Origin of the sequence: Streptomyces sp. So13.3 (genome assembly GCF_005860785.2) — a bacterium.
Classification (GTDB): Bacteria; Actinomycetota; Actinomycetes; order Streptomycetales; family Streptomycetaceae; genus Actinacidiphila; species Actinacidiphila fildesensis.
The window spans coordinates 6,262,090-6,283,802 of the sequence record NZ_CP048835.1 but is presented as its reverse complement, the minus strand read 5'-3'; the positions used below and the strand labels follow the sequence as shown (position 1 = coordinate 6,283,802).

Below are 21,713 nucleotides of genomic sequence, written 5' to 3'. Positions count from 1 at the left end.
TACTGCTTTGGCCGAGGGGCCGACCATGACCGCGTCCTATGAGGGCAGGGGGAACGATGCCGGTATCGCAGCAGGAACGGGAACGGCGGCACGACCGCCCGCAGGCAGGTCCTGAACGGTTCGGACCGCGCCGGAGTCTGGTCGGGCGGGAGACGGAAACGGTCGTACTGGCCGGGCGGTTGCGGGATCCGTCGGTGCGGCTGCTGACCCTGACGGGGCCCGCCGGGGTCGGGAAGAGCCGGCTCGCGGCGGAGGCCGCCGCCGGGGCGGCGGACTTCTTCGACGAGGTGCGGTGCGTGGACCTGGCGCGGGAGGCGCTGCCCGACCGGGTGCCGGACGGGCACGTGCTGCTCGTCCTCGACGGCTGCGACCAGCCGGACGTCCCCCCGGTCGCCGGGATCGGCGAACTCATCGCGTCCAACGATCACTTGGTGGTGCTGGCCACCGGCCAGGAGCCGCTGCGCGTCTACGGGGAGCGGCTGCTGCCCGTCGCACCGCTGCCGGTGCCGGAGACGGCCGCAGCGGCGGAACCCGATGTGCAGGAGGTCCAGGACGTTCCGTCGGTCGCGCTGTTCATCCGGCGGGCCCGGGACGCCGACCCCGGCTTCGCGCTGACGGCGGAGAACGTCGCGGCCGTCGCGGAGATCTGCGCTCTGCTGGAGGGGCTGCCGCTCGCCGTCGAGCTGGCCGCCGGGCGGCTGCGGCTGTTCCCGCCGCACGTCCTGCTCACCCGGCTGCGGCACCGGACCACGATCCTGGCCGGCGGCCCGCTGGACGCGCCGGAACGGCACCGGTCGCTGACGGCGCTCGCGCGATGGAGCTGCCGGCAGCTGGACCCCGGACAGCGCGCGCACCTGGAGCAGCTGGCCGTCTTCGAGCGGGGATTCGGACTGGCGATGCTGGTCCGGGTGGGCGCCGAGGACGTGCTGGAGACGCTGATCGACAAGAACCTGCTGACCGTCGTCGACCAGGAGCGGGGCGAGCCCCGGTTCGCCGTCCCCGAGCCGGTGCGGTCGTTCCTGCTCACCGAACTGGAGCAGGCGGGCGGCACCGACGCGGCGCTGGACCGGCACGCGAGCGAGTACCAGCGGCTGGTGACGGCCACCGAACCGCGGCTGGCCGGCACCGAACAGGAGAAGTGGCTCGGGGTCCTGGCCGCGGAGAGCGGCAACATCAGCGCGGCGCTGCGCCGGCTGCGCGCCCGGGGCGACCGGGAGGCCGTCGCGGCGGTGGTCACCGCGTGCCGGCAGCCGTGGCTCGTCCAGGGGCGGCTGCGCGAGGGCCTCGACTGGTGCGACGGCCTCGCCGAGGACGGGCCGGGTGACGGCGGCGGAACGCTGCCGGAGCCGGTGCGGGCCCGGCTCGTCGACCTGTCGGGCACCTTCACCGCGGCGCTCGGCGACCCGGACATGGCGGTACGGCGGCACCGCCGCGCGCTCGCGCTGTGCAAGCGGCTCGGCGACCGCCGGCAGGGCGCGCTGGTGACGGCGCGGATGGGCAGGGCGCTGCTGCTCCTGGGCGATCCGTCCGGGGCGCAGGCGGCGCTCGGCCCCGCGCTGGCCACCCTGGAGTCGCTGGGCGCGGCGGGACCCGCGGCCGAGGCCGGCACCGCCCTGGCCGGGGCGCTGCGCGTCCAGGGCGAGACCCGTAAGGGCAAGGAGCTGCTGGACCGCGCGCTCGACGCGTACCGGCGGATCCGCGACCCGCGCGGACTGGCGACCGCGCTGCGCGAGTCCGCGGCCTTCGCCGAGGACGCCGGGGACCTGGACGCGGCGGACCGTGCGTTGCGCGAGAGCCTGCGGCTGTACGACTCGATCGGCGAGCGCACCGAACTCCCCGCCACCCTGGAGTCGTTCGCCCTGCTGCTGCTCCGCGCCTCCCCCGGCCAGCAGCCGCGCGCCGTCCGGCTGATCGCGGCCGCCGACGCGCTGCGCCGCGGCTTCGGCGGCAAGGTGCCCGACGAGCGGTGGGGGGTGCTGGAGGAGGCGCTGGCCGGGCTGCGGGAGCGGCTGCACTGGACGGGCTTCGCCACCGCGTGGGCCGAGGGGCTGCGGCTGGCGCCCGGCGCGGCCGTGGCGGAGGCGCTGGCGGCGGCCGTGCCCGCCCCGCACGCCGAGCAGGAGAGCCCGGCGGCCCAGCCGCTCACCCCGCGCCAGGTCCAGGTCGCGATGCTCGTCTCGGAGGGTCTGACCAACCGGCAGATAGCCGGTCAGCTCGGCATTTCCGAATGGACGGTGGTCAACCACGTCCGCCAGGTGATGCGCCGGCTCAACTGCACCTCCCGGGTGCAGGTGGCCTGGTCGGTCGGCCGATGGCCGTAACCGTGAACGGGCGTACGGAGGCGGCCGCGGACCCGGCGGAGCAGGCGACCGGACACCTGTCCGGGCTGCTGGCCGCCGTCGCACCGCCCGAGGAGGTGGCGGCCCGGTTCCGGGCCGAGGGCTGGTGGCGGGACGAGACGTTCCTGTACGACCTGTACCGGACCGCGGCCACCGATCCCGGCCGGCCCGCGATCGTCTCCCAGCGGATCCACCGCCCCGCCGACCGCCGTACGGTCACCGTCAGCTACGCACAACTCGCGCTGTACGTCGACCGGTTCGCCGCCGCGCTCGACCGTCTCGGGATCGGCGCGGGCGATCCGGTCGCCTTCCAGCTGCCGAGCTGGTGGGAGGCCGCCGCGCTCACCCTGGCCTGTCTGCGGGTGGGCGCGCTCGCCGTTCCCGTCCTGCCGACCGTGCGCGCGCACGGCCTGGAGCGGATCCTGGAGGGCAGCCGGGCCCGGATCTGTGTGGTGCCCGACGTCTGGGAGGGCTTCCCGCACGCGCAGGCCCTCGCCGATCTCGCCCCGGCGCTGCCCTGGCTGCGGCACCGCGTGGTGATCGGTGACGCCGCCGCGACAGGAGCCCTCGACTTCGCCGGGTACTTCCAGCGCACCCCGCACGAACGCGGCCCGCGGGCACGGCGGTTGGGCCTGCGCTCCGACCGGGCGGACCGGATCAGCCTCATGATCACCGTCATGAGCCTGGGCGACGCCTACGCCGCCGCCCTGCACACCCCCAACACCCTGTACGCGAACATCAGCACCCAGCGGGACCCTGCGGGACCGGGCCGGCGGCCGGGCGAGGTCTTCTACTCGGCGCTGCCGCTCACCTCCCTCGCCTCGCTGCTCTACAGCGTCTGCTGGCCGCTCGCGGTCGGCGGCACCGGGGTCTACCAGGACGTCTGGGATCCGGGCAGCTGCCTCGACCTGATGGCCGCCGCCGGGGTCAACCAGGCGTACGCGGCGCCCGTCTACTGGTCCGAGGTGCTCACCGCGCAGCAGCACCGCCCCCGCGAGCTCGGCGCCCTGCGCCTGCTGCTCTCCGGCGGGCGCACCAGCACACCGGCCCAGCTGCTCGCCGATCTGCCGGGGGCGCTGGGCGCCCCGGTCCGTACCGTCTGGGGCGCCCCGGAGCTGGGCATGGGCACGGTGACCCGCGGCGACACCCCGGCCGAGCGCAACGCCGAGAGCGACGGGCGCCCGCTGCCGGGTCTTGAGGTCTCCGTGGTGCCCGCCGAGGGCGTCGGCGACGCGCGGACGTCCCAGCTCCGGGTCCGCGGTCCCTCCGTCTGCCTGGCGACGTGGCAGCGCGGCGGCGGACCGGCCCCGCTGATCACCTGGGACCGCGACGAGGGCTGGCTCGACACCGGGGACCTCGCCAAGGCCGACGGTCTCGGCGGCGTCCAGGTGATGCGGCGGGCCGGTGAGCGGCTGGGCGGCATCTTCCTGGTGCCGGTGGCCGAGCTGGAGGAGCGGCTGCTCACCCATCCCCGGGTGCGCGAGGCCGCGGTGGTCGGCTACGTCGATCCGGAGTACGGCGAGATGCCGTGCGCCGTCGTCGTGCCCACCACCGAGGCGGAACCGCCCGGCCTCGTCGAACTGCGGGACCATCTGGCCGGCCGGGGCGTCGCCGCCGCGTTCCTGCCGACCCGGCTGGAGCTGGTCGGTTCGCTGCCCAGGGACGACCGGGGCGAGCTGCGCAAGGAGGGCCTGCGCAGCTGGCTCGCCCGCATCCGGCCGGGCGTGCCCCGCCCGGTCCCGGTCCCCGCGCCCGACGCGTAGGGCCGGTTCATGGTGCGGGGGCCGGGTTACTCCGACAGGCCGGAGATCCGGATCGCGAACGCGGCGAGTTCGTCGCGCCAGCCGGGGGCGAGCGGCGCGGCGTCCACGACGCGGTCGGCACGGGCGACGAGCTGGGAGATGATCCGCTCCGCCGTGTCCCGCTCCTCCGTGCCGAGCAGCACCTCGCGCAGCATCTGGGCGTCCCAGTCGTAACCGGGCCCGCCCTCCAGGAAGCCGCGCAGCCGCCAGGCGGCGTGCAGCGGGCGGGCGTAGTCCCGGTACGAGGCGGCGAGGTCCTGCCGGCCGGCCAGCGCGGCGCCGAGCTGCAGCGGGTGGTGCAGGGCGTACCAGCCCGCCCCGCAGCCCTTGGCGCAGCCCGCGATGCAGCGGCCCGGCCACGGGTCGTCGAGGTATTCGGTCGCGCAGGCGGCGTCGGTGTGGGCGCCGATGACACGCTCGGTGCGCAGCTCGTCCCACAGCTGCCACGCGGCGGCGAGCAGCCGGGACGCGAGCCGGTCCGCGTAGGCGAGCGCCAGATCGCCCGCGAGCACCGCGGTGCCCTCGCCGAAGCGCCGGGACTCACCGCGCCAGCCGCTGCGCTCGTGCTCGGCGGCGTGGCTGACGTGCAGGGTGGGGATGCCGTGCCGCAGCGGGGCGTTGTCGCGGATGTCGCTGCGGATGAGGAAGCAGGTGTCGAGCAGTTCCAGCGCGGCCGCCGCGTCGACGATCGCGGTCGAGGTGGGGTCGCCGCCCGCGGCAAGGTAGCCGGTGACGCAGATGGCGGGGCGGACCCGGTCGCCGCCCGCCCGCACCAGCTCGGTGATCGAACCGACCAGGCTCGCCGCCCTCGGGTTCACCGCGTGCCAGCGGTCGAACTCCCCGGCCAGCAGGCCGCGCAGCCGCTCCTCCACCTGGTCGAGCAGTCCGGCACGCAGTTGCCCGGGGACGGATGTCTTCGGCGGCAGAGGATGCGTGGTCATGATGAGCCTCCCTGGATCGGCTGCTCCGAGCCTTCCGGGGCGGTCGGTGCCGCTCAAGGGCGGTGGGCGGCCCGCCGGCCGAAACGGCCGCGCGGCGGCTTCCGAAGAGCCCGTTCCCTGCCATCCGCGGGAGCGCCCGGCAGGGGGTTGCTATGCGCTTGTCATGGCGCCGTGGTCCGGCACAAACCCCGCGCATACCCGGCTTTAGCGCGGTGTCGGTTCATGGGGGTGCTGCTCGACGCGGGCAGACCGGGCACCACGCCCGACCCACAGCACTGCTGCAGGAGGACTCGTGTCCAACAACTCGTCGAACAACAACAACGACTCGAACAACAGCAACAACAGCTCCAACAACAACGCGAACGTGAACAACAACGCGACCACGAACTTCGCGGACAACAACAGCAACATGAACAACAACGACTCGAACAACAACGGCAACAACAACGCCAACACCCCGCGCCTGCAGAGCGTCGTCCCGGCCGACCTCGCGCAGATCCTCGAGGACATCGACGCGGACAACGGCGACGCGTGACACCGCCGGGGCGGTGCGGTCCTGACGACCGCACCGCCCCGCGCACACGCACCGCCCCGCGCGCACGCACCGCCCCGCGCACCCGCACCCGCACCCGCACCCGCACCACCCCGCCGTAGCGCGGCACCGCCACCGGGAAGGAACCGCGATGAATCGCATCAGGGTCGTCGGGCTCGGCGTCCAGGGGATCGAGCAGCTCACCCTCGCCGGACTGCGCCAGTTGCGGGAAGCCGAAGCGGTGCTCCACCTGGTCGACCCGGCCGTCGACGTCCGCGAACTGACCGACCGGCCCACCGAATCGCTGCACGCGCTGTACCTGGCCGGCGTACGCGACCACGACGACTTCGGCCGGCTGCTCGGCCGCATCCTGGACCGGGCGCGGTCCGACGGCGATATCGCCGTCCTGCTGCCCGGCGATCCACGGCTCGGCGTCACGGTCGTCCAGCAGCTCCAGCGACTGGCCGACGCGGGTGAGCTGACCCTGCATGTCGAGCCGGGCGTCTCGCACTTCACCACCACCGTCAACAACCTGGGGATCGACCCGCTGGAACGCGGCACCCTGGTCGTCGACGCCCATCGCCTGCTGCTCTTCCAGCAGCTGCCGAACCCCGCGTTCAACACCTTCGTCTACCACGTCGACGGCGCGGACCAGGCGGAACTGCTCCAGCGGCTGCTGCTGCGGGCCTACGCCGCCGAGCACCCCGCCTGCCTGGTCGAGGCGGGCCCGGCCGCGGACGGCACCTCCGCCGTGGCATGGGGCCGGGTCGGCTCGCTGTGCGAACTGCTCGCCAACGTCCCCTTCGCGAGCCCGCTCTACCTCCCGGCCGCCGTTCCGCACCGTGTCGACCGCGCCGTCCTGGCCCTGCTGACGCCGTTCCGCTCCGAGCCGGCCGAGCCGGCCACCTGGTGAATGAGCCCCCGGAACACCGCGGTTGACGCACCCGACGCACGCGTACCCGCCGATGCCGTCTTCCCGGGCGACGCCACCGCCGTGGCCGCGTACCGGGACCAGCGCCGCCTGCTGCAGAAGGAGGCGGTCCTGGGGCGCGGCGAGCTGATCGAGAGCGTGCTGCGCGGCCGCCGGGCGGCCCTGGCCGGACTCCGCGGAACCCCTTGGCTGCGGCGGCTGATCGACAGCACCCACCGGCAGGTCCAGCAGGTGATGGCGCGCCCCGAGTACGCGGACGTCCTGCCGCTGCGCCGCTCGATGCTGACGTTCCTCGCCGAACTGCCGCTGCCCATCCCGGCCGACAGCGTCATCCTGCGTCACCCCACCCACGCGCCCGCCGCCGAGATCCTGGCCGGGCTGCCGGAGCTGCGGCACCGGCGCCCGGAGGTGACGCGGATCCTGGCCGAGTCCTCGCTCCAGGAGACCGGCACCCCGTTCCGCACGGTGGACGACGACAACGGCCGGGCGATCGTGCTGGGCCAGGACGCCCCCACGATCGACGCCCTGGCCGGCATCGCCCACGAGCTGGGCCACTGCCTGTACGAACGGGCCCGCCCGGGGCGCTCGGTCCGGTCGCAGTTCGCGTCGGAACGGCTCGCGCACTGCCTGGAGGAGCGGCTGGTCGCCGCGTACCTGCGGGAGCGCGGCAGCCCCGAGGAGTGCCGCGACTGGTGGTCCTACCAGCGCCGGGTGGACGCCCACAATCTGTACTTCTTCCGGCTGGAGCGGGCACTCATGTACGAACAGCCCGACTCCGTACCGGAGTTGATGCCCGAGTCGACGACGTCGTTCCGTGAGTCGCTGTTCATCCTGCCGGGCTACCAGGTGGTGTACGCCCGCGCGTCACTCGCCCGGCTGCCCGCTCATGGCGGTGCGTAGGCTCACCGGCCGCATGTCCGTCCAGTGCGCCTCGATGTGGTCCAGGCAGGCCTGCCGGCCGCTCTTCTCCAGGACGATCCGCCAGCCGGCGGGCACGTCGTTGGCGGCGGGCCACACGGAGTACTGGCCCTCGTCGTTGACCAGTGCCAGATAGGTGGCGTCCGGGTCCTCGAACGGTGTGCTCAACTGCTCGTCCTCTCCCTGGGTACGGGTTGCTGCGGTTTGTGGACTTCCAACAAGTGCGCGACTCACGTGAGTTCGGCGGTCACGCCATTTCGGTGACGCTGAGCTGAAGGTCCACCGGCAGCTCCTGCCGGCTGCTGATGCTGAGCTTGCGGTAGACCCGCGTCAGGTGCTGCTCGACGGTGCTGACGGTGATGTAGAGCTTCATCGCGATCTCCCGGTTGGTGTGCCCGTGCACCGCGAGCATCGCCACCCGCTTCTCGGAGTCGCTGAGCTTGGCCTCCAGGTCCGCGTAGGCCGCCACCGGCGCCGGATCCTCCGGCACCCCGCCCGCGGCGCTGTGCCCCGGGAGGGTCTTCTCGCGCAGCGCCTCGGCCCCGCACTCCTGCGCCAGGTGCCAGGCCCGCCGGTTGACCATGTTGGCGCGGGTGGGCTCGCCCAGTTCCTTGAGCACCTGGCCGAGTTCGGCCATGGACCGGGCCAGCTCGTAGCGGTCGCCCGACCGGCGCAGCTCGTCGACGGACTTGGCGAGCAGGATCTGCCGCTCCCTGGGCTCACGCGTCGCGGCGCGCAGCCGCAGCGAGATACCGGACACCCATGGGTTGGCGGCGTCGCGGGTGGCGAGCTGGTCGGTCACGAAGCGCTCCGCCTGGTGCGCCTCGCCGAGCTGCAGCAGCGCCTCGGCGGCGTCGGTGCGCCACGGCAGCAGCAGCGGCCGGTCCAGCCCCCAGCGCTTGGTGCGCCGGCCGATGTCCAGGAAGTCGCCGAGCGCGGCGTGGTAGCGGCTGGTCGCCAGGTGGTACTGACCGCGGGCGCGCAGATAGCCGAGCCCGTGGAAGCTGCCGGCCAGGCCCTCGGGGACCGGCTGGCTGAGCACCCGTGCGGCCGCGTCGTAGTGGCCCATCGCGGTACGGGCGCGGACCAGTGTCGCCGCCACCCCGCACAGGAAGACGCTGCCGCCGCGTTCCGGCACCAGCTTGAGGGCATGCGCGGCCCGCTCCTCGGCGCCCTGCAGATCCCCCTGGCGCAGCAGGGCCTCGGCCCCCAGCGAGGTGAACAGCGCCTGCCAGCCCGGGGCTTCGCGGCGGGCGGCCTCCTCGCCGATGACCTGGCTCCAGTGCACGGCCCGCTGCGCGCCGCCCAGGTGCAGCAGGACCCGCAGGGCCTGCACGATCGGCTCCACGGTGGCGGCCGCGAGGGTCGTGCCGCGCAGGAACAGTTCGGCGTCCTCGGCGGCCGTGCCGTCCTGCACGCCGTCCGGGATCGCCCACAGGGCGGCCGGCGCGACGGCCACCGTGGCGGCGTTGACGCTGGAGTGCGCGGCGGTGGACGGTGGCGGCGAGCCCGCGGCGCGGGTCCGCCCGCCGGACCAGCGCGGGAAGGCGGACAGCCCGTCCAGCGGATCGTCCCGGTGCCCCGGCAGCTGGCCGCCGGGTCTGCTGCCGAGCGCCGAGCCCAGCGACGAGACCGGTGCCGTGCCGTGCTGCGGGTCGGGCCGGCGGCCCGTGTCACCGGTCGCGGTCGCGAGCCGAGCGAGTACGTCGCCGGCCTCGTCGATCCGCCCCTGGGCGGCCAGCAGCCGGGCCAGCGGGCCCATCCGGGCGGGGGCGAGCCGGTCGGCGCGCAGCGCGTCCAGCGGTTCGGCGAGGTGCCGTTCCGCGGCGCCCGGGTTGGTCCGCCAGGTCACGGCGGCCAGCCGGGTGCGGAACTCCGCGCGCTGCTCGTCGTCGGTGCACCCCTGGTACGCCAGCTCCAGGCAGGCGGCGGCCGGTACGGCCTTGCCGTCGGCGAGCAGCTGCTCGGCCGCCGCCCGCAGGACCGGCACGGCCCAGTCCTCGTCCGCGTGCTGGGCGGCGAGCAGCTGGCCGGCGACGGCCGACGCGGGCATGCCGTACTGGTGCGCGAGCCGGGCGGCCCGCCGGTGCAGTCCGGTGCGGGCGGCCGGATCCATCCGGTCGAGGAGCGAGCGGCGCACCGCGGGGTGCCGGAAGCGGAAGCTCTCCAGGATCCCGGCGGCGTTCAGCGCGGCGACCCCCTGGACCGCCGCGGGAGGGGTGATGCCCAGCAGTTGCGCGGCCAGTTCCGCGGTGCCGGTCCTGCCCAGGACGGCCAGCGCCTCGGCCAGCTGGGTGGTCCGCGGCCCGCAGCGGTACAGGCACGCCAGTACCGCCTGGGTGAACGCGCCGCCCGCTTCCGGCTCCGGGATCGCGCCCGCCGGGGAGTTGCGCCGGGCGACCCGGTACTCCTCGACAAGCGCGCGCAGCAGCAGCGGGTTGCCGCCGCTGACGGTCCAGAAGTGGCCGGCGTGGTCGGCGAGCCGCTCGTCCCCCGCCGTGTCCGGCTGCCCGTCGAGTCCCTGGGCGAGCACCTCGGCGACGGCGTACCGGCCGAGCCGCTCCAGACGGACCCGGGTGAAGTTGGGCTGCCGCAGCAGCTCCGTGCCGAACACCGGGTCGTCGCTGCGCTCGTGCACCGGTTCGGTCAGCACCAGCAGGATCCTGGCGTTGCGGGCCCTGCGGGCCAGCTGCAGCAGATAACGGCAGGACAGGTCGTCCACCAGATGCAGGTCGTCGACGCAGATCACCACCGGCGTCCGCGTACTGAGGTCATGGACGGCGTCGCTGAACGCCTGCATGGCCTCGATCCTCGACGGGCCCTGGTTCTGCGCCGGTTCCGGCAGTGTCCCGGGCGGCGCGCTGTTGACGAGCTGCCCCAGTACAGCCAGTGGCAGGGCCCGTTCCGCCGCGGATCCCATCGCGCGCAGCACGACGGCACCGGCCTTCTCGGCCGACTCGGCGACGGTGTCGGCGAGTTCGCTCTTCCCGCAGCCGACCGCGCCTTCCACCAGCACGATCCGGGCATGTCCTGCCATACATCCGGCCAAGGCCGTATCCAGTAGCGCCAGTTCCGCCTCACGGTCGATCAGCACCATCTTCGCCCCACTGTCCCCGTAATCCAGTGCGGTCCGCGCTCCCACCGGCCGGAATAACCGGCCTTTTTCCCCAGGGGAAGCGCATTGGCACTGGCGAATTGAAACGGAGGATTCTCCCCGTTGAATCAGGAATCCAGTGTAGGCAGGGAACTCGCGCCCCACGGTGGCCGGAAGTTGCCCTGCAGTAAGTACTCCAGCGGCGCGCGAGTGCCCGCCCGGGGTGCTGTCGGGCGGGGCAGGTCAGAGGGCCGTGGCGGGCTCCGGAAGGATCTGCCGCGGTACGTTCCTGGGGTGTCCTGGAGTGCGCCACTCACGGGGGTAGCCGACCGACACCTCTTCGAACCGCACGCCGTCGTACCAGGTGGTGCGCGGAATGTGCAGGTGGCCGTAGACGACGGCGGCGGCCCGGAATCGGGTGTGCCAGTCCGCGGTCAGCTCCGTTCCGCACCATTGGGCGAATTCGGGATAACGCAGGATATTCGTCGGGTCCCGCACCAGGGGGAAGTGGTTGACGAGGACGGTCCGCAGTTCGGGATCGCAGGCTTCCAGCCGCTGCGCGGTCTCCGCCACCCGGGCCCGGCACCACGCGTCCCGCGAGGGGTAGGGATCGGGGTGCAGCAGGAACTCGTCGGTGCAGACGATGCCGGCCTCGTAGGCCTGCGCGAGCGACTCCTCCTTCGTGCCCGCGGTGGGCGTGCGGAAGGTGTAGTCGTACAGCAGGAACAGCGGCGCGACGACGACCGGGCCGCCGGGGCCGCTCCACACCGGATACGGGTCCTCCGGGCTGTGCACGCCCAGCGAGCGGCAGACCTCCACCAGATGCCGGTAGCGGGCCTCGCCGCGCAGCTGCACGGAATCGCCGTGCGGGGTCCACAGGTCATGGTTGCCCGGCGCCCACACGACATGGGCGTAGCGCAGGCTCAGCAGTTCCAGCGCCCACTCGATGTCCTCGAGCATCTCGCCCACGTCGCCCGCGACGATCAGCCAGTCCGACGGGTTGTCCGGGCGCAGCTCCTCGAGGATCTTCCGGTTCTCCGGATGCGCGACATGCAGGTCACTGATGCCCAGCAACTTCCCTTGAGACATCCGATGAGGGTAGAACGGCGAAGAGTGGGGAAGAACCCCTAAGTCCGGGCAGGCACCCCCTGCCCCCGGCCCCACGGGCCGCCTTGTCATGGCGTGTAGCAACCGCATGGCAAGCCGGCGCGCGCCCGTGCCTGCCGACCGGCAGGCCGTCCGCACGCCCGCTCCCGGATAGCAGCTGCCGACCATGAATCGGGTCTGTGACCTGCCCTGTCAGCGCCGCCGGAGCATCGTTCGTTGTCCCGTGACCCCCCGGAACGGCAGCGTGGAAATCGCTCGCCACACACCGGAGCGAGCACGCAGCAGACGCCGACGAGGCGTCGGACGAAACGGGGCTCCCATGATCGCGCAGCTGCTTCCCACCGAGGTCGTCGCCGTGGACGCGACGATGGATCCGCCCGAGGCGACCCTGTTCCCGGAGGAGGCGGAGCAGATCCGCAACGCGGTGGAGAAGCGGCGGCTGGAGTTCACCACGGCGCGCTGGTGCGCCCGCCGCGCCCTGGCCGGGCTCGGCCTGCCGGCGATGCCGATACTCCCCGGCACCCGTGGCGCGCCGCAGTGGGCGCCGGACGTGGTCGGCAGCATGACGCACTGCAACGGCTACCGTGCGGCGGCCGTGGCCCGCACCAGTGACATCGCGGCGATCGGGATCGACGCCGAGCCCAACGACACCCTACCGGAGGGCATCCTGGAGTCCATCGCGCTCCCCCAGGAGCGGGGTTGGGTGCGTCAGTTGATGCGGACGGCCCCCGAGGTGTGCTGGGACCGGCTGCTGTTCAGCATGAAGGAGTCGGTCTACAAGGCCTGGTTCCCGCTCACCGGCCGGGAGTTGGACTTCGAGGACGCGCTCATCACCGTCAACCCGGTGGCGCGTACCTTCCGCGCCCGGCTGCTGCTGCCGGCGTCCGCCCTGAAAGAGGGGGACCCCACGGGTTTCAGCGGCCGCTGGTCGGCGGGCGGTGGCGTACTGGTCAGTGCGATCGCGGTTCCGGCCACGGTTCCCGCGACGGTGGGGGCACAGCAGAACGCTCCCTACCAGATCCTGGTAGGGAGCGCTGCGTGAATCAGGCCGAACGACCGGGGATGGTCAGTCCCCCGGGATGGTCAGTCCCATTCGTCGTCATCAGCGTGTACGTGCCCCGTGTTGTAAGCCGCAGGAGTGCTGATGGCATCCCCCGCCTGACGTTCCAAGGTCTGCGCCTGCGCCGGGGAGTACCCGACCGCCAGCGCCGCGACCGCACTTGCGACGAGTATCGCCCGTACGGTCACACTCTTCATATTCGCCGAAACCCTCATGTTTCCCCCAAAAGGATCGGTCTAACGGACTTCACTGCTGTGCTGCCGTCACTTGAGGCTCACTAGAGCCACTGTCCGACCCGCACACAATGCCCAGGTTCGAATCCCCGCTCCAAGGCCAACCCGATGGCCTAAGCTTGCATGGCAGCAACTTCACAGCTCACGGGGGAGCGCCACGGATGGCCGGAAGCGGCAATTCCAGTTCGGAGTTCGCCGAGTTGGACGACTTGAGCGCTGCCGCCTACGGGGCCGCCGTCGAGTTCGGACGGTTCGACCGGGCGGACATCGCGGAGCGACTTTCGCTCACCACGCCCGAGGTCGACCGGGTGGAACACGTCCTGCGACTTCTGCATCTTCTGCAGCCGATGCCGGGTGATCCCGACGTGCTGGTTCCGGTGGGACCTGACGTCGCGGCCGCGGATCTGGTGGGATCCGCCGAGCATCAGATCCGGGATCTGCAGCAGGCCGTCACCGATGTGCGGTCGAAGCTGCTCTCGCTGATGCCGCGGTACTTCGAGGGACGCCGGATGCGCAACCGGCTGGAGGCCTTCGATGTCATCAGCGACAAGGACACCATCCAGTCGATGATCAACCACCTGACGCAGCAGTGCCGCAAGGAGCTGCTCACGGTGCAGCCCGGCGGCGCCCGCTCGTCACCGTCGCTGGCGTCGGCCCGCCAGCGCGCGCTGAACACGCTGGACCGGGGGGTGCGGATCCGCACCATCTACCAGCACACGGCCCGCAGCGACCTCGCCACCAGGGCGTATGTCCGGGACATCTCCGCCGAGGGCGCCGAGGTCCGCACCGCGGACGAACTCATCGACCGCATGATCATTTACGATCGGGAGACCGTCTTCCTGCCGGAGCGCAAGTCGGCCTCGAAGACCCCCGGCGCGGCGATCGTCCGCGAACCGACGCTGGTCGCCTTCCTCTGCGCGGTCTTCGAGCACCTGTGGGACGGCGCCACCCCGTTCAACCCCGACAGCCAGTCGACGTCCTCGGGGACCGACGATCTCCGCGCGTCGATCATCCGGCTGATGGCCAAGGGGTACAAGGACGAGATGGTGGCCCGCCGGCTCGGCATGTCGGTACGCACCTGCCGCCGCCACATATCGGAGATCACCGAACAGCTCGAGGCCACCAGCCGGTTCCAGGCGGGGTTCAACGTCGCGCTGTCCGGGATGCTGGACCAGTTCGGCCTCAAGGAGTGACGACCCCGGGGACAGCGACCCGGAGAAACGTCACTCCTGCTCATTGAGCGCGGCGGTGATCGCCTCCGCGGCGTCCTGGTCGAGCATGGTCGTGATGTCGGTGTCCAGCACCGCGCCGAAGCCCGCGTCGTACACCGCCGCGCTCACGCAGTAGCCGGTGTCGAGCACGAAGGTACGGAACGCCCACTCGGACCCCGTCCCGGCCGTGCCGTCCGGGCGCTGCACGCGTACCGGCTTGCCGTCCGGGCCGAACCCGAACTCGCTGAACCGGAACTGCATGCCCTGCCCGATGGCCTTGCTGTACGCCTCCTTGAGGGTCCACAGCCGCACCAGGCTGGGGTTGCGCTGCTCCTGTTCCAGCGAGGCGAGGGTGACCAGTTCGTACGGCGTGCACACATGGCGGCCCAGGCCGCTGCCGTACATCTGCCGGTCGGTCCGTTCGGCGTCCACGCCGATCAGACCGCGGGTGGTGAGGCCGACCAGCAGCAGGTCCTCGGTGTGGCTGAGGCTGATGTCGATCTGGTCGCAGCCGCGCAGATACGGCCGCCCGGTCGGCCCGTAGGCCAGCTCCAGGTCGTCGGGGTCGCCGTTGAGCACCGCGCCGGCGGCGAACTTCAGCAGGATCCGCGAGGCGGCGTAGCGGCTGCGGACGGCGGGGTGGGCGAGGTCGAGATAGCGGGACCAGTCCCGGCCGAGCAGCGCGCGCAGTTCCTCGCCCTCGGGCAGGTCCGGCTGCAGATCGGCCAGCTGGGCGTAGATCAGCGCGGTTCCGTAGGCCGTCAGGTCGGCGCGGACCCTGTCCCAGGCGGCAACCCTCGCGCCCACCTCGACCGGCTCGCCGAGGGGTGGGCCGAGAGTGGAGTTCCCGGGGACGGTCATCCTTGCTCCTCCAGACGGTGGATCAACAGCATTGGGTGTTCCAGGTGCGCGGTGGCGCGGGTCTCACGGTGCGGCGGCTCTCGCGCCGCCGGCGACCAGGGAGTGGATCTGCTGGAAGGTGCGGGCCTCCAGGACCTGCCGGACCGGGATCCGGCGCCCGGTCTCGTCCTCCAGCAGTGACACCAGCCGGAGCAGGTGCAGCGAGTCCCAGCCCTCGACGTCCGCGAGGTCGGTGTACGCGTCCCGGTCGGACAGTTGCAGGCCCAGTTCGGTGCGCAGCAGCCGCAGAAAGCCGCCCAGGTCGTCGATGCCGCTCATCGGCGGTCCCCTTCCGGTCCGTCGTTCCGGTCATGCCCGTCGTTCGGGCCGCCCGCGTCGAGCCGTTCGATCCGGGCGTCGAGGGTGAGGTGTTCCGGCACCGGCAGGACCGTTCGCAGGTCATGGCGCAGCAGTACGCCGGCACCGTCGCCGTCCTCCCCCACCTCCTCGAAGCCGAGCGAGGGATAGAAGTCCCGCACCCGGTGGTTCTTCGCGGTCGGCCGGTACCGCGCGTGCACCGCGGCGAGTCCGGCGTCCCGCGCCCGCTCCAGCAGGACGGCAACGCAGCCCTGCTCGATGCCCCTTGCCAGAACTCGGCAGCTCAACCAGATGTTGTCCAGATGAAGTCCGTCGGCCGCGCGATGGCCGAGCACCGCCCCGACGAGCCCGTTGTCGCCGAACCGGTCGGTCGCGCGCGCGACGAGCACCAGCTGCCGCGGATCGGCGGCCCGTGCCTCCAGGTCCGGCTGCGCCAGCCGCAGTCCGGTGAGGTTGAACTGGTTGGTGCGCTGCGTGAGCTGGGCGAGCCGGGCGAACTCGTGCCCCAGGGGCGCGCTCAGCTCCACCCCCACCTTGAGCTCGCGAAGGAAGTCCGCGTGCGAGCCGCTGACCTCGCGCAGCTCCCGGCGTTCGCGCTCCACCCGGTACTGCCCGGTCCTGGCCCGGTCCTCGTCCGTCAGCCGGGGCGTGTCGAACCAGCCGTCCGCCAGCAGCCGCGTCACATGCAGCGCGGGTTCGTCGTCGAGCGGGACGACGGCGACCTGCGGGGCGCCGTGCCGCACCTGGGCGCGTTCGGCCGGGGAGTCGTCGGCGAGGACGAGGGAGTCGAGGCCGATGCCGAGGCGGTCGGCGATATCGGCGACATTGCCGTCCTTGGGCCGCCAGTTGGCGTTGACCTGCACGAAGTCCGTCTCACGCAGCACCATGTCGGGGTGGTCGCGGAGCACGGCGAGTACCGGCTCCGCATCGTTCTTGCTGCTCACGGCGAGCAGCACGCCCTGCGAGCCGAGCTGTTTGACGGTCCGCTGGAACGCCCCGAAGGCCTCACCGCGCAGCGTCCCCGCCGCCGCGATCCCGTCCGCCCCCGCGTCGCCCAGGATGCCGTCCCAGAGCGTGTCGTCCAGGTCGAGGACCAGGCACTTCTTCGTCATCCCGCGCAGCGACCTGGCGAGATGCGCGGCCTCCCGGGCGTAGGCGGCGAGCAGCGCCGCGGTGTACTGGGCCTTGGCGTAGCCGGCCAGCCGGGGATCCGAGACGGGGCCGGTGTCGGCGATCAGCGGATCGAGGTCGATGACGGCCAGGCCCGGGAAGCGTTCGGTCAGCCGGAGCAGCGCCGCGTTGAACTCCCGCCACACCGCGCCGAGTCGGGCCCGCGAGCGGTGGTCGACGAGCTGGTGGGTGTGGCGGCGCAGCAGCGGCAGGGTGTTGAGCACCAGCGTGCCGCCGGTTCCGTCCGCCGTCCCGGCGAGCCGGGCGTGCTCGGCGGCCAGGCCGGTGAGCCGCTCCAGTACGCCGTCGGCGGCGCGGGACAGCGCGGCGACGTCCCAGGGCAGCATCACCTCGGAGAAGACGGTCTCGGCGTCGAGGAGGCACAGCGAGAGGTCGGCTCCCAGACCGTGGAAGAGCCCCTGCTCGGAGGTCAGATCGTGCAGGTAGGCGCCGTGGTCGCCGAGCACGGGGTGCAGCAGCAGCCCGTGCCGGGCCAGTTCCGCGGTGAGCGGGTCGACGAGCTGGGCCACGGTGGACTGGCCGGTGACGGCGACGGTGACGACAGGGGTGCCCGGATGGGCGGCCAGGACGGCGGCGCGGTCGAGGCCGGCGAGCAGCCGGCCGGCGCGCGGCAGATCGGCGGCCGCGGACGTGCCGGGGTCGTCGGTGAGCTCCGCGAGCAGCGGGGCGACCCGGTCGTACTCCGCCTCGAGCCGCCCGAGTGCCTTGAGCTCGCGCAGCCGTTCCAGTCCTGTTGTCATGTAACGCAATCCGTCCTTCTCAGACCTTCTCAGACCTTCTCCAGAGCGAGCCCGGTCTTGATCCACTTGCTGGACTCCACCGCGATGGCGAGCGCCCGCTGGCCGACCCGCAGTTCCGGCAGCAGTCGTTCGATCTGCTGGAAGGGCAGGGCGTTGCCGGTGTTGCCGGTGTCGGAGACACAGCTGATCTCGTGGGCCCCCGGCACCGCCAGGTGCTCGACGATGCGCTGGGTCATCCGGGTGGAGAGCTGCGGCGGCAGCAGGAAGTCGAGGTCGTCGATGCCCCAGTCCAGCAGGCCCAGGAGGTCCCAGAGGATCTCCACGGCCATGACGGGGACGCTCTCCTCGATCTCCTTGTAGTCCTCGGAGATCATCTGGCGTTCGGTGTGCCGGTCGGTGATCCCGTACCAGTCGATGATCTGGCCGGGCGGCCGGCCGAGCCCGGCGAAGCGGTTGAGCACCCCGCGCAGCGCGACCCGTTCCCCGGCCGGCTCCGCGGTGAGGACGGCGGCGCCCGCGCCGTCCCCGAACAGCACGTAGTTCACCAGCTCCTCGGTGGGCATCCGGCTCAGGTCGCGGCGCAGGTCGAGATGGCGGTTGGTCACGTCCCCGCCGATCACCAGCCCCGCTCCGCAGCCGCCGGCGATCAGCGAACGTCCCAGGTCGATGGCCTGCACCGCGCCGGAGCAGCCGGCCTGGAGCTGGTACGCGGGCAGGTAGTTGAGCCCGAGCCGGTCGGCGACCCGGGCGGCGGTGGTCGGCAGCAGGGTGTCGGGGGTCGCGGTGGCGAGGACCAGGAACTCGATGTCGGAGGGGTCGAGTCCGGCGCCGGCGATGGCCAGGTCCCCGGCTTCCGCGCACAGGTCGGTGAGGCTCTGGTGGACCTCGCCGGTGGCCAGGTCCCAGGCGAAGTGCCGGGTCCTGGTGCCGACGAAGATGTCGATCCACTCCTCGCTCACGCTGAGCAGCTTCCCCAGGGTGCTGTTGTCCACCGGCGCTCCGGGCAGCGCTGTACCGGTGGAGGCGAGGTACGCCGTCGTCCCGGTCATGGCGTACGCACGCTGACGCACTCGGTCAGGAACTCAGCCAGCGAGCCGACGGACCGCAGCGCGGGCAGGAGTTGCTGTACGGAGATCTCGCCGGCGCTCGACAGCCGCGCCTCGATCCGGTCCTTGAGCTGCATGATCATCACCGAGTCGAATCCCAGGTCCTCGTAGAAGCGCGCCGAGGCCACCACCTGCTCCAGCGGATAGCCGCCGACCTCCGCGACGGCCTCGACGACGGCGGCCAGCACCGGGTCCCGCTCCTGCGACAGCACGTCCAGCCGGGCGGTTGGAGCGTCCGCCGGCTCGGCGAACTCGGCCGGGAGCGCGGCCGGGGGGCCCAGCGCGAGCACCGGCTCCACCGGGCGTACGGCGGCCTTCGGGCTCCTGGCGGTCTGCTCCGACGGCTCGGCCGGCCGGTTCCAGAAGCGGTGCCGGTCCGAGAACACATACGGCCGCAGCCGTTCGGCCGTGCGCTGCCGCGGTGCGTAGAGCGCGTCCCACTCCGGGTCGAGCCCGGCCCGGTAGAGCGCGGCGACCAGTTCGGCCAGGTCCCGGCCGGACGCCTCGGCGCCCGGCGCCGGGTGCAGGAACTCGATGTCCCCGCGCAGCCCGGCCCGTCCCGCCAGCGGCAGCAGTTGCGGCTTGGGGCCGATCTCGATCAGATGGGTGGGTGCCAGCGCCTCGTTGAGCGCGCCCAGCGCGGACGAGAAGAGCACCGGCTCGGCCGCCTGGCCGGTCCAGTACGCGCCGTCCATCGGCTCGTCGCGCAGCATCCGCCCGTAGCGGGTGGAGGCCAGCGGCACCTGTGGCGGCGCGGCGGCGACGGTGCCGGCCGTCTCCGCGAACCGGGACAGCGCCGGGGCCATCAGCGGTGAGTGGAAGGCGTGCGAGACCGGTACGGCCCTGGTCCGCACCCCCCGCGAGCGCAGGATCTCCGCGATCCGCTCCAGCGCCTTCACGGCGCCGGACAGCACCACGTCGGCGGGCCCGTTGACCGCGCCGAGGCCCACCTGCGGCTCGTCGTCGAGCAGGCTCCGCAGATCGGCGGGGCTCGCGTTGACCGCCAGCATGCCGCCGCCCGCGGGGAGTTCCTGCATGAGCGCGCCGCGGACGGCCACCAGCCGGGCCGCCTCGTCCAGGCTCAGCACTCCGGCGAGCACCGCCGCCGGGTACTCGCCGATGCTGTGGCCGAGCACGGCGGCAGGCTGGACGCCGAGTTCGGTGAGGGTACGGGCCAGGGCGTAGCCGACCGCGAACAGGGCGGGCTGCGCGGTGCCGGTCTCGTGAATGCGCTGCTCACCACCCAGGATCAGATCGCGGACGGAGCCCCCGGTGTGCGGGGCGAGGGCCGCGTCGGCCTCGTCGAGAAAGTGCCGGTACACGGCGGAGTCACGGTGGAGCCCGGCGGTCATCGCCGGGAACTGGCTGCCCTGGCCGGTGAAGAGGAACGCCACCACGGGCCGGCTCCACGGCCGGTGCGCGACCCCGCCCGGCAGGTCCTGCCCGGCGGCCTGCCGCAGCCCCGCGGCGAGTTCCGCGGTGTCGCGGGCGGTGAGGGCGAAGCGGAACGGCAGCCCGGTCTTGATCCGGTTGCTGCTCCAGCACAGCGCCGCCGCCTCGCCGCGCGGCCGCTTCGCGACGGCCTCCGCCTGGTCCGCGAGATTGCGGCGCAGCGCTTCCGGGGTGTCGCCGGTGAGGGTGAAGACGCCCGCCGCGCCGGCGGCCGTGTCCCGCCGGACGCCGGACCCGACGGCCTTGTTCCTGGTCCTGGGCGCGGTGGCGAGCACCGCGTGCGCGTTGGTACCGCCCATGCCGAAGCTGCTCACCCCGGCCACGGCCTCGCCGGGCGGCAGCCGCAGCGGCGACTTCAGCAGCCGCAGCCCGCGCTCCGCGAGCCGCAGCTGCGGGTTCTCGCGGTCCGCGAACCGGCTGGCCGGGACGATCCGGTGGTGCAGCGCCAGCGCCGCCTTGATCAGCCCAGCGATGCCCGCCGCGCCCTCGGTGTGCCCGAGGTTGCCCTTCACGGAGCCGATCGCGCACGGTTCGGCGCGCTCCACACCGTGCACCGTGCCCAGCGCCGCGCATTCGATGGCGTCGCCCAGCACCGTGCCGGTGCCGTGCGCCTCGATGAACGAGACCTGCTCCGGGGTGACGCCGGCCCGCCGGTACGCGGCCTCGACGACCTTCTGCTGCGACCAGCGGTTGGGGGCGGTGACACCGTTGCTGCGGCCGTCCTGGTTCACCGCGGTGCCGCGGATCACCGCGTAGATCCGCTGCCCGTCGGCGAGCGCGTCCGCGGTCCTGCGCAGCACGACCAGGCCGACGCCGTCACTGCGCGCGATGCCGTCGGCGTCCGCGCTGAACGGACGGCAGCGGCCGTCCGAGGAGGCCAGCCCCAACTGGGTGTAGACGATGCCGAGCGCCGGGGACAGCACCAGGTTCACCCCGCCGGCCAGCGCCGTGTCGCACTCGCCGGACAGCAGCGCGTTGGCGGCCAGGTGCACGGCGACCAGCGACGAGGAACAGGCGGTGTCGACGGCGAGGCTCGGCCCGGTGAGGTTCAGGTGGTACGAGATCCGGTTGGCGGTCATCCCCGCGCTGCTGCCCGCGCCCAGCTGCGGGGTGATCTCCGTGTGGTCGCCCATCCGCAGCCGGCCCCACTCGCCGCCCATCACCCCGACGAAGACACCGGCGTCCGTGCCGGCCAGCGCGCCCGGGGCCCGCCCGGAGTCCTCCAGGGCGCGCCAGGCGCACTGCAGCAGCAGCCGGTGCTGCGGGTCCATCGCGGCGGCCTCGCGCGGCGCCACCGAGAAGAAGTCGTTGTCGAAGGCGTCCGCGTCGTCGATGAAGCCGCCGCGCGTCATCTCCGAGTGCACGGCGCCGGGCTCCTGCGAGGCGTAGTCGCGGGGGTTCCAGCGCTGCTCCGGAATGTCGCCGACGGCGTCGCCGCCGCGCATCAGCAGGTCCCAGTACGCGTCGCTGCCCGGCGCTCCGGGGAACGCGCAGTCGAGCCCGACGATGGCGATGGAGTCCATCAGCGGTTGTCCTCCCCGACCCGTGGGATCTCCACTGCCATGTACCCGACGAGGCTCTCGACCGTCGGGTGGTCCCACAGCAGGGTGGGCTCCACGTACAGCCCGAACTGGTCCTCCAGGTCACCGCACAGGCTCAGCGCGGCCACCGAGTCCATGCCGAACTCGGCCAGCGGCACCGTCGGGTCGATGCTGTCGGCCGGGCGGTTGAGGTAGAGCGCGAGCCGGTCGAGCAACCAGCCACGGTGCAGGTTGTCGGCGAGCACAGCACTGTGCCGGGTCGTCGGAGCGGTCATCGCTGGACTCCTTGGGTACGCG

At 72.9% G+C, this 21,713-nt stretch carries 18 protein-coding genes; 7 read left to right on the top strand and 11 right to left on the bottom strand.

Going from position 1 to position 21,713, the window contains the following annotated elements:
• Positions 1 to 56 precede the first annotated feature (56 nt).
• Positions 57 to 2,321: a LuxR C-terminal-related transcriptional regulator gene (locus tag C8250_RS28415; protein ID WP_138350846.1), complete on the top strand. Its 2,265-nt coding sequence runs from the start codon at positions 57 to 59 to the stop codon at positions 2,319 to 2,321.
• On the top strand, positions 2,312 to 4,102 hold the full coding sequence (locus C8250_RS28410) for an AMP-binding protein (RefSeq protein ID WP_138350847.1): 1,791 nt from the start codon (positions 2,312 to 2,314) through the stop codon (positions 4,100 to 4,102). Before C8250_RS28415 ends, C8250_RS28410 begins: the two co-directional genes overlap by 10 nt.
• A 26-nt stretch (positions 4,103 to 4,128) precedes the next feature.
• Here C8250_RS28410 and C8250_RS28405 read toward each other — a convergent pair whose 3' ends face one another.
• Positions 4,129 to 5,082: a polyprenyl synthetase family protein gene (locus C8250_RS28405; RefSeq protein WP_244809414.1), complete on the bottom strand. Its 954-nt coding sequence runs from the start codon at positions 5,080 to 5,082 to the stop codon at positions 4,129 to 4,131.
• 292 nt (positions 5,083 to 5,374) lie between these two features.
• On the opposite strand from C8250_RS28405, the gene C8250_RS28400 reads away from it, so the two are divergent.
• From C8250_RS28400 to C8250_RS28390, 3 genes are all read left to right on the top strand, one after another.
• Positions 5,375 to 5,617, top strand: a complete 243-nt coding sequence (locus C8250_RS28400; RefSeq protein WP_187145011.1) for a hypothetical protein — start codon at positions 5,375 to 5,377, stop codon at positions 5,615 to 5,617.
• A gap of 148 nt (positions 5,618 to 5,765) precedes the next feature.
• Complete coding sequence (locus tag C8250_RS28395; RefSeq protein ID WP_138350849.1) at positions 5,766 to 6,527, top strand: SAM-dependent methyltransferase; 762 nt, start codon at positions 5,766 to 5,768, stop codon at positions 6,525 to 6,527.
• Positions 6,528 to 7,445 carry a hypothetical protein gene (locus tag C8250_RS28390; RefSeq protein ID WP_138350850.1) on the top strand — a complete coding sequence of 306 codons (918 nt, stop codon included), beginning with the start codon at positions 6,528 to 6,530 and terminating at the stop codon, positions 7,443 to 7,445.
• Here the strand turns inward: C8250_RS28390 and C8250_RS28385 are convergent.
• The 3 genes from C8250_RS28385 to C8250_RS28375 all read right to left on the bottom strand — a co-directional run bounded on the left by C8250_RS28385 (position 7,410) and on the right by C8250_RS28375 (position 11,646).
• Positions 7,410 to 7,631 (bottom strand): MbtH family protein, encoded by a 222-nt coding sequence (locus C8250_RS28385; RefSeq protein ID WP_138350851.1) that lies wholly within the window; start codon positions 7,629 to 7,631, stop codon positions 7,410 to 7,412. The two genes, C8250_RS28390 and C8250_RS28385, sit on opposite strands and share 36 nt — an antisense overlap.
• 79 nt (positions 7,632 to 7,710) lie before the next feature.
• Positions 7,711 to 10,560 (bottom strand): LuxR family transcriptional regulator, encoded by a 2,850-nt coding sequence (locus tag C8250_RS28380; RefSeq protein ID WP_138350852.1) that lies wholly within the window; start codon positions 10,558 to 10,560, stop codon positions 7,711 to 7,713.
• A gap of 240 nt (positions 10,561 to 10,800) precedes the next feature.
• Positions 10,801 to 11,646, bottom strand: coding sequence for a metallophosphoesterase (locus C8250_RS28375; RefSeq protein WP_138350853.1), 846 nt, complete (start codon positions 11,644 to 11,646; stop codon positions 10,801 to 10,803).
• Between the two features lie 337 nt (positions 11,647 to 11,983).
• Between C8250_RS28375 and C8250_RS28370 the strand changes: the two genes are divergently transcribed.
• The gene (locus C8250_RS28370; protein WP_138350854.1) at positions 11,984 to 12,706 is read left to right on the top strand and encodes a 4'-phosphopantetheinyl transferase superfamily protein; all 723 of its coding nucleotides are present in this window, start codon (positions 11,984 to 11,986) and stop codon (positions 12,704 to 12,706) included.
• A gap of 41 nt (positions 12,707 to 12,747) precedes the next feature.
• Here the strand turns inward: C8250_RS28370 and C8250_RS28365 are convergent, their stop codons facing one another.
• Entirely contained in the window at positions 12,748 to 12,921 is a 174-nt protein-coding gene (locus C8250_RS28365; protein ID WP_187145010.1) for a hypothetical protein, read from the bottom strand.
• Between the two features lie 197 nt (positions 12,922 to 13,118).
• Here C8250_RS28365 and C8250_RS28360 point away from each other — a divergent pair, with 197 nt between their 5' ends.
• Complete coding sequence (locus C8250_RS28360) at positions 13,119 to 14,150, top strand: LuxR C-terminal-related transcriptional regulator (protein WP_138350855.1); 1,032 nt, start codon at positions 13,119 to 13,121, stop codon at positions 14,148 to 14,150.
• A gap of 30 nt (positions 14,151 to 14,180) precedes the next feature.
• Here C8250_RS28360 and C8250_RS28355 read toward each other — a convergent pair whose 3' ends face one another.
• The 6 genes from C8250_RS28355 to C8250_RS28330 all read right to left on the bottom strand — a co-directional run bounded on the left by C8250_RS28355 (position 14,181) and on the right by C8250_RS28330 (position 21,691).
• Entirely contained in the window at positions 14,181 to 15,029 is an 849-nt protein-coding gene (locus C8250_RS28355; RefSeq protein WP_138350856.1) for a 4'-phosphopantetheinyl transferase superfamily protein, read from the bottom strand.
• Positions 15,030 to 15,092: 63 nt separating this feature from the next.
• Positions 15,093 to 15,347 (bottom strand): phosphopantetheine-binding protein, encoded by a 255-nt coding sequence (locus C8250_RS28350; RefSeq protein ID WP_138350857.1) that lies wholly within the window; start codon positions 15,345 to 15,347, stop codon positions 15,093 to 15,095.
• The gene (locus C8250_RS28345) at positions 15,344 to 17,317 is read right to left on the bottom strand and encodes an HAD-IIIC family phosphatase (RefSeq protein ID WP_138350858.1); all 1,974 of its coding nucleotides are present in this window, start codon (positions 17,315 to 17,317) and stop codon (positions 15,344 to 15,346) included. Before C8250_RS28345 ends, C8250_RS28350 begins: the two co-directional genes overlap by 4 nt.
• 29 nt (positions 17,318 to 17,346) lie before the next feature.
• Positions 17,347 to 18,366, bottom strand: a complete 1,020-nt coding sequence (locus C8250_RS28340; RefSeq protein ID WP_138350859.1) for a 3-oxoacyl-ACP synthase III family protein — start codon at positions 18,364 to 18,366, stop codon at positions 17,347 to 17,349.
• Positions 18,363 to 21,398 (bottom strand): type I polyketide synthase, encoded by a 3,036-nt coding sequence (locus C8250_RS28335; protein WP_138350860.1) that lies wholly within the window; start codon positions 21,396 to 21,398, stop codon positions 18,363 to 18,365. The genes C8250_RS28340 and C8250_RS28335 overlap by 4 nt, the downstream gene beginning before the upstream one ends.
• Positions 21,398 to 21,691, bottom strand: coding sequence for an acyl carrier protein (locus C8250_RS28330; protein WP_138350861.1), 294 nt, complete (start codon positions 21,689 to 21,691; stop codon positions 21,398 to 21,400). Before C8250_RS28330 ends, C8250_RS28335 begins: the two co-directional genes overlap by 1 nt.
• Between the last annotated feature and the right edge of the window lie 22 nt (positions 21,692 to 21,713).

Coding starts and splice junctions, on each gene's coding strand:
- C8250_RS28415 (WP_138350846.1), top strand. CDS start 57: ATGCCGGTATCGCAGCAGGAACGGGAACGGCGGCACGACCGCCCGCAG.
- C8250_RS28410 (WP_138350847.1), top strand. CDS start 2,312: ATGGCCGTAACCGTGAACGGGCGTACGGAGGCGGCCGCGGACCCGGCG.
- C8250_RS28405 (WP_244809414.1), bottom strand. CDS start 5,082: ATGACCACGCATCCTCTGCCGCCGAAGACATCCGTCCCCGGGCAACTG.
- C8250_RS28395 (WP_138350849.1), top strand. CDS start 5,766: ATGAATCGCATCAGGGTCGTCGGGCTCGGCGTCCAGGGGATCGAGCAG.
- C8250_RS28390 (WP_138350850.1), top strand. CDS start 6,528: ATGAGCCCCCGGAACACCGCGGTTGACGCACCCGACGCACGCGTACCC.
- C8250_RS28380 (WP_138350852.1), bottom strand. CDS start 10,560: ATGGTGCTGATCGACCGTGAGGCGGAACTGGCGCTACTGGATACGGCC.
- C8250_RS28375 (WP_138350853.1), bottom strand. CDS start 11,646: ATGTCTCAAGGGAAGTTGCTGGGCATCAGTGACCTGCATGTCGCGCAT.
- C8250_RS28370 (WP_138350854.1), top strand. CDS start 11,984: ATGATCGCGCAGCTGCTTCCCACCGAGGTCGTCGCCGTGGACGCGACG.
- C8250_RS28365 (WP_187145010.1), bottom strand. CDS start 12,921: ATGAAGAGTGTGACCGTACGGGCGATACTCGTCGCAAGTGCGGTCGCG.
- C8250_RS28360 (WP_138350855.1), top strand. CDS start 13,119: ATGGCCGGAAGCGGCAATTCCAGTTCGGAGTTCGCCGAGTTGGACGAC.
- C8250_RS28355 (WP_138350856.1), bottom strand. CDS start 15,029: ATGACCGTCCCCGGGAACTCCACTCTCGGCCCACCCCTCGGCGAGCCG.
- C8250_RS28350 (WP_138350857.1), bottom strand. CDS start 15,347: ATGAGCGGCATCGACGACCTGGGCGGCTTTCTGCGGCTGCTGCGCACC.
- C8250_RS28345 (WP_138350858.1), bottom strand. CDS start 17,317: ATGACAACAGGACTGGAACGGCTGCGCGAGCTCAAGGCACTCGGGCGG.
- C8250_RS28340 (WP_138350859.1), bottom strand. CDS start 18,366: ATGACCGGGACGACGGCGTACCTCGCCTCCACCGGTACAGCGCTGCCC.
- C8250_RS28335 (WP_138350860.1), bottom strand. CDS start 21,398: ATGGACTCCATCGCCATCGTCGGGCTCGACTGCGCGTTCCCCGGAGCG.
- C8250_RS28330 (WP_138350861.1), bottom strand. CDS start 21,691: ATGACCGCTCCGACGACCCGGCACAGTGCTGTGCTCGCCGACAACCTG.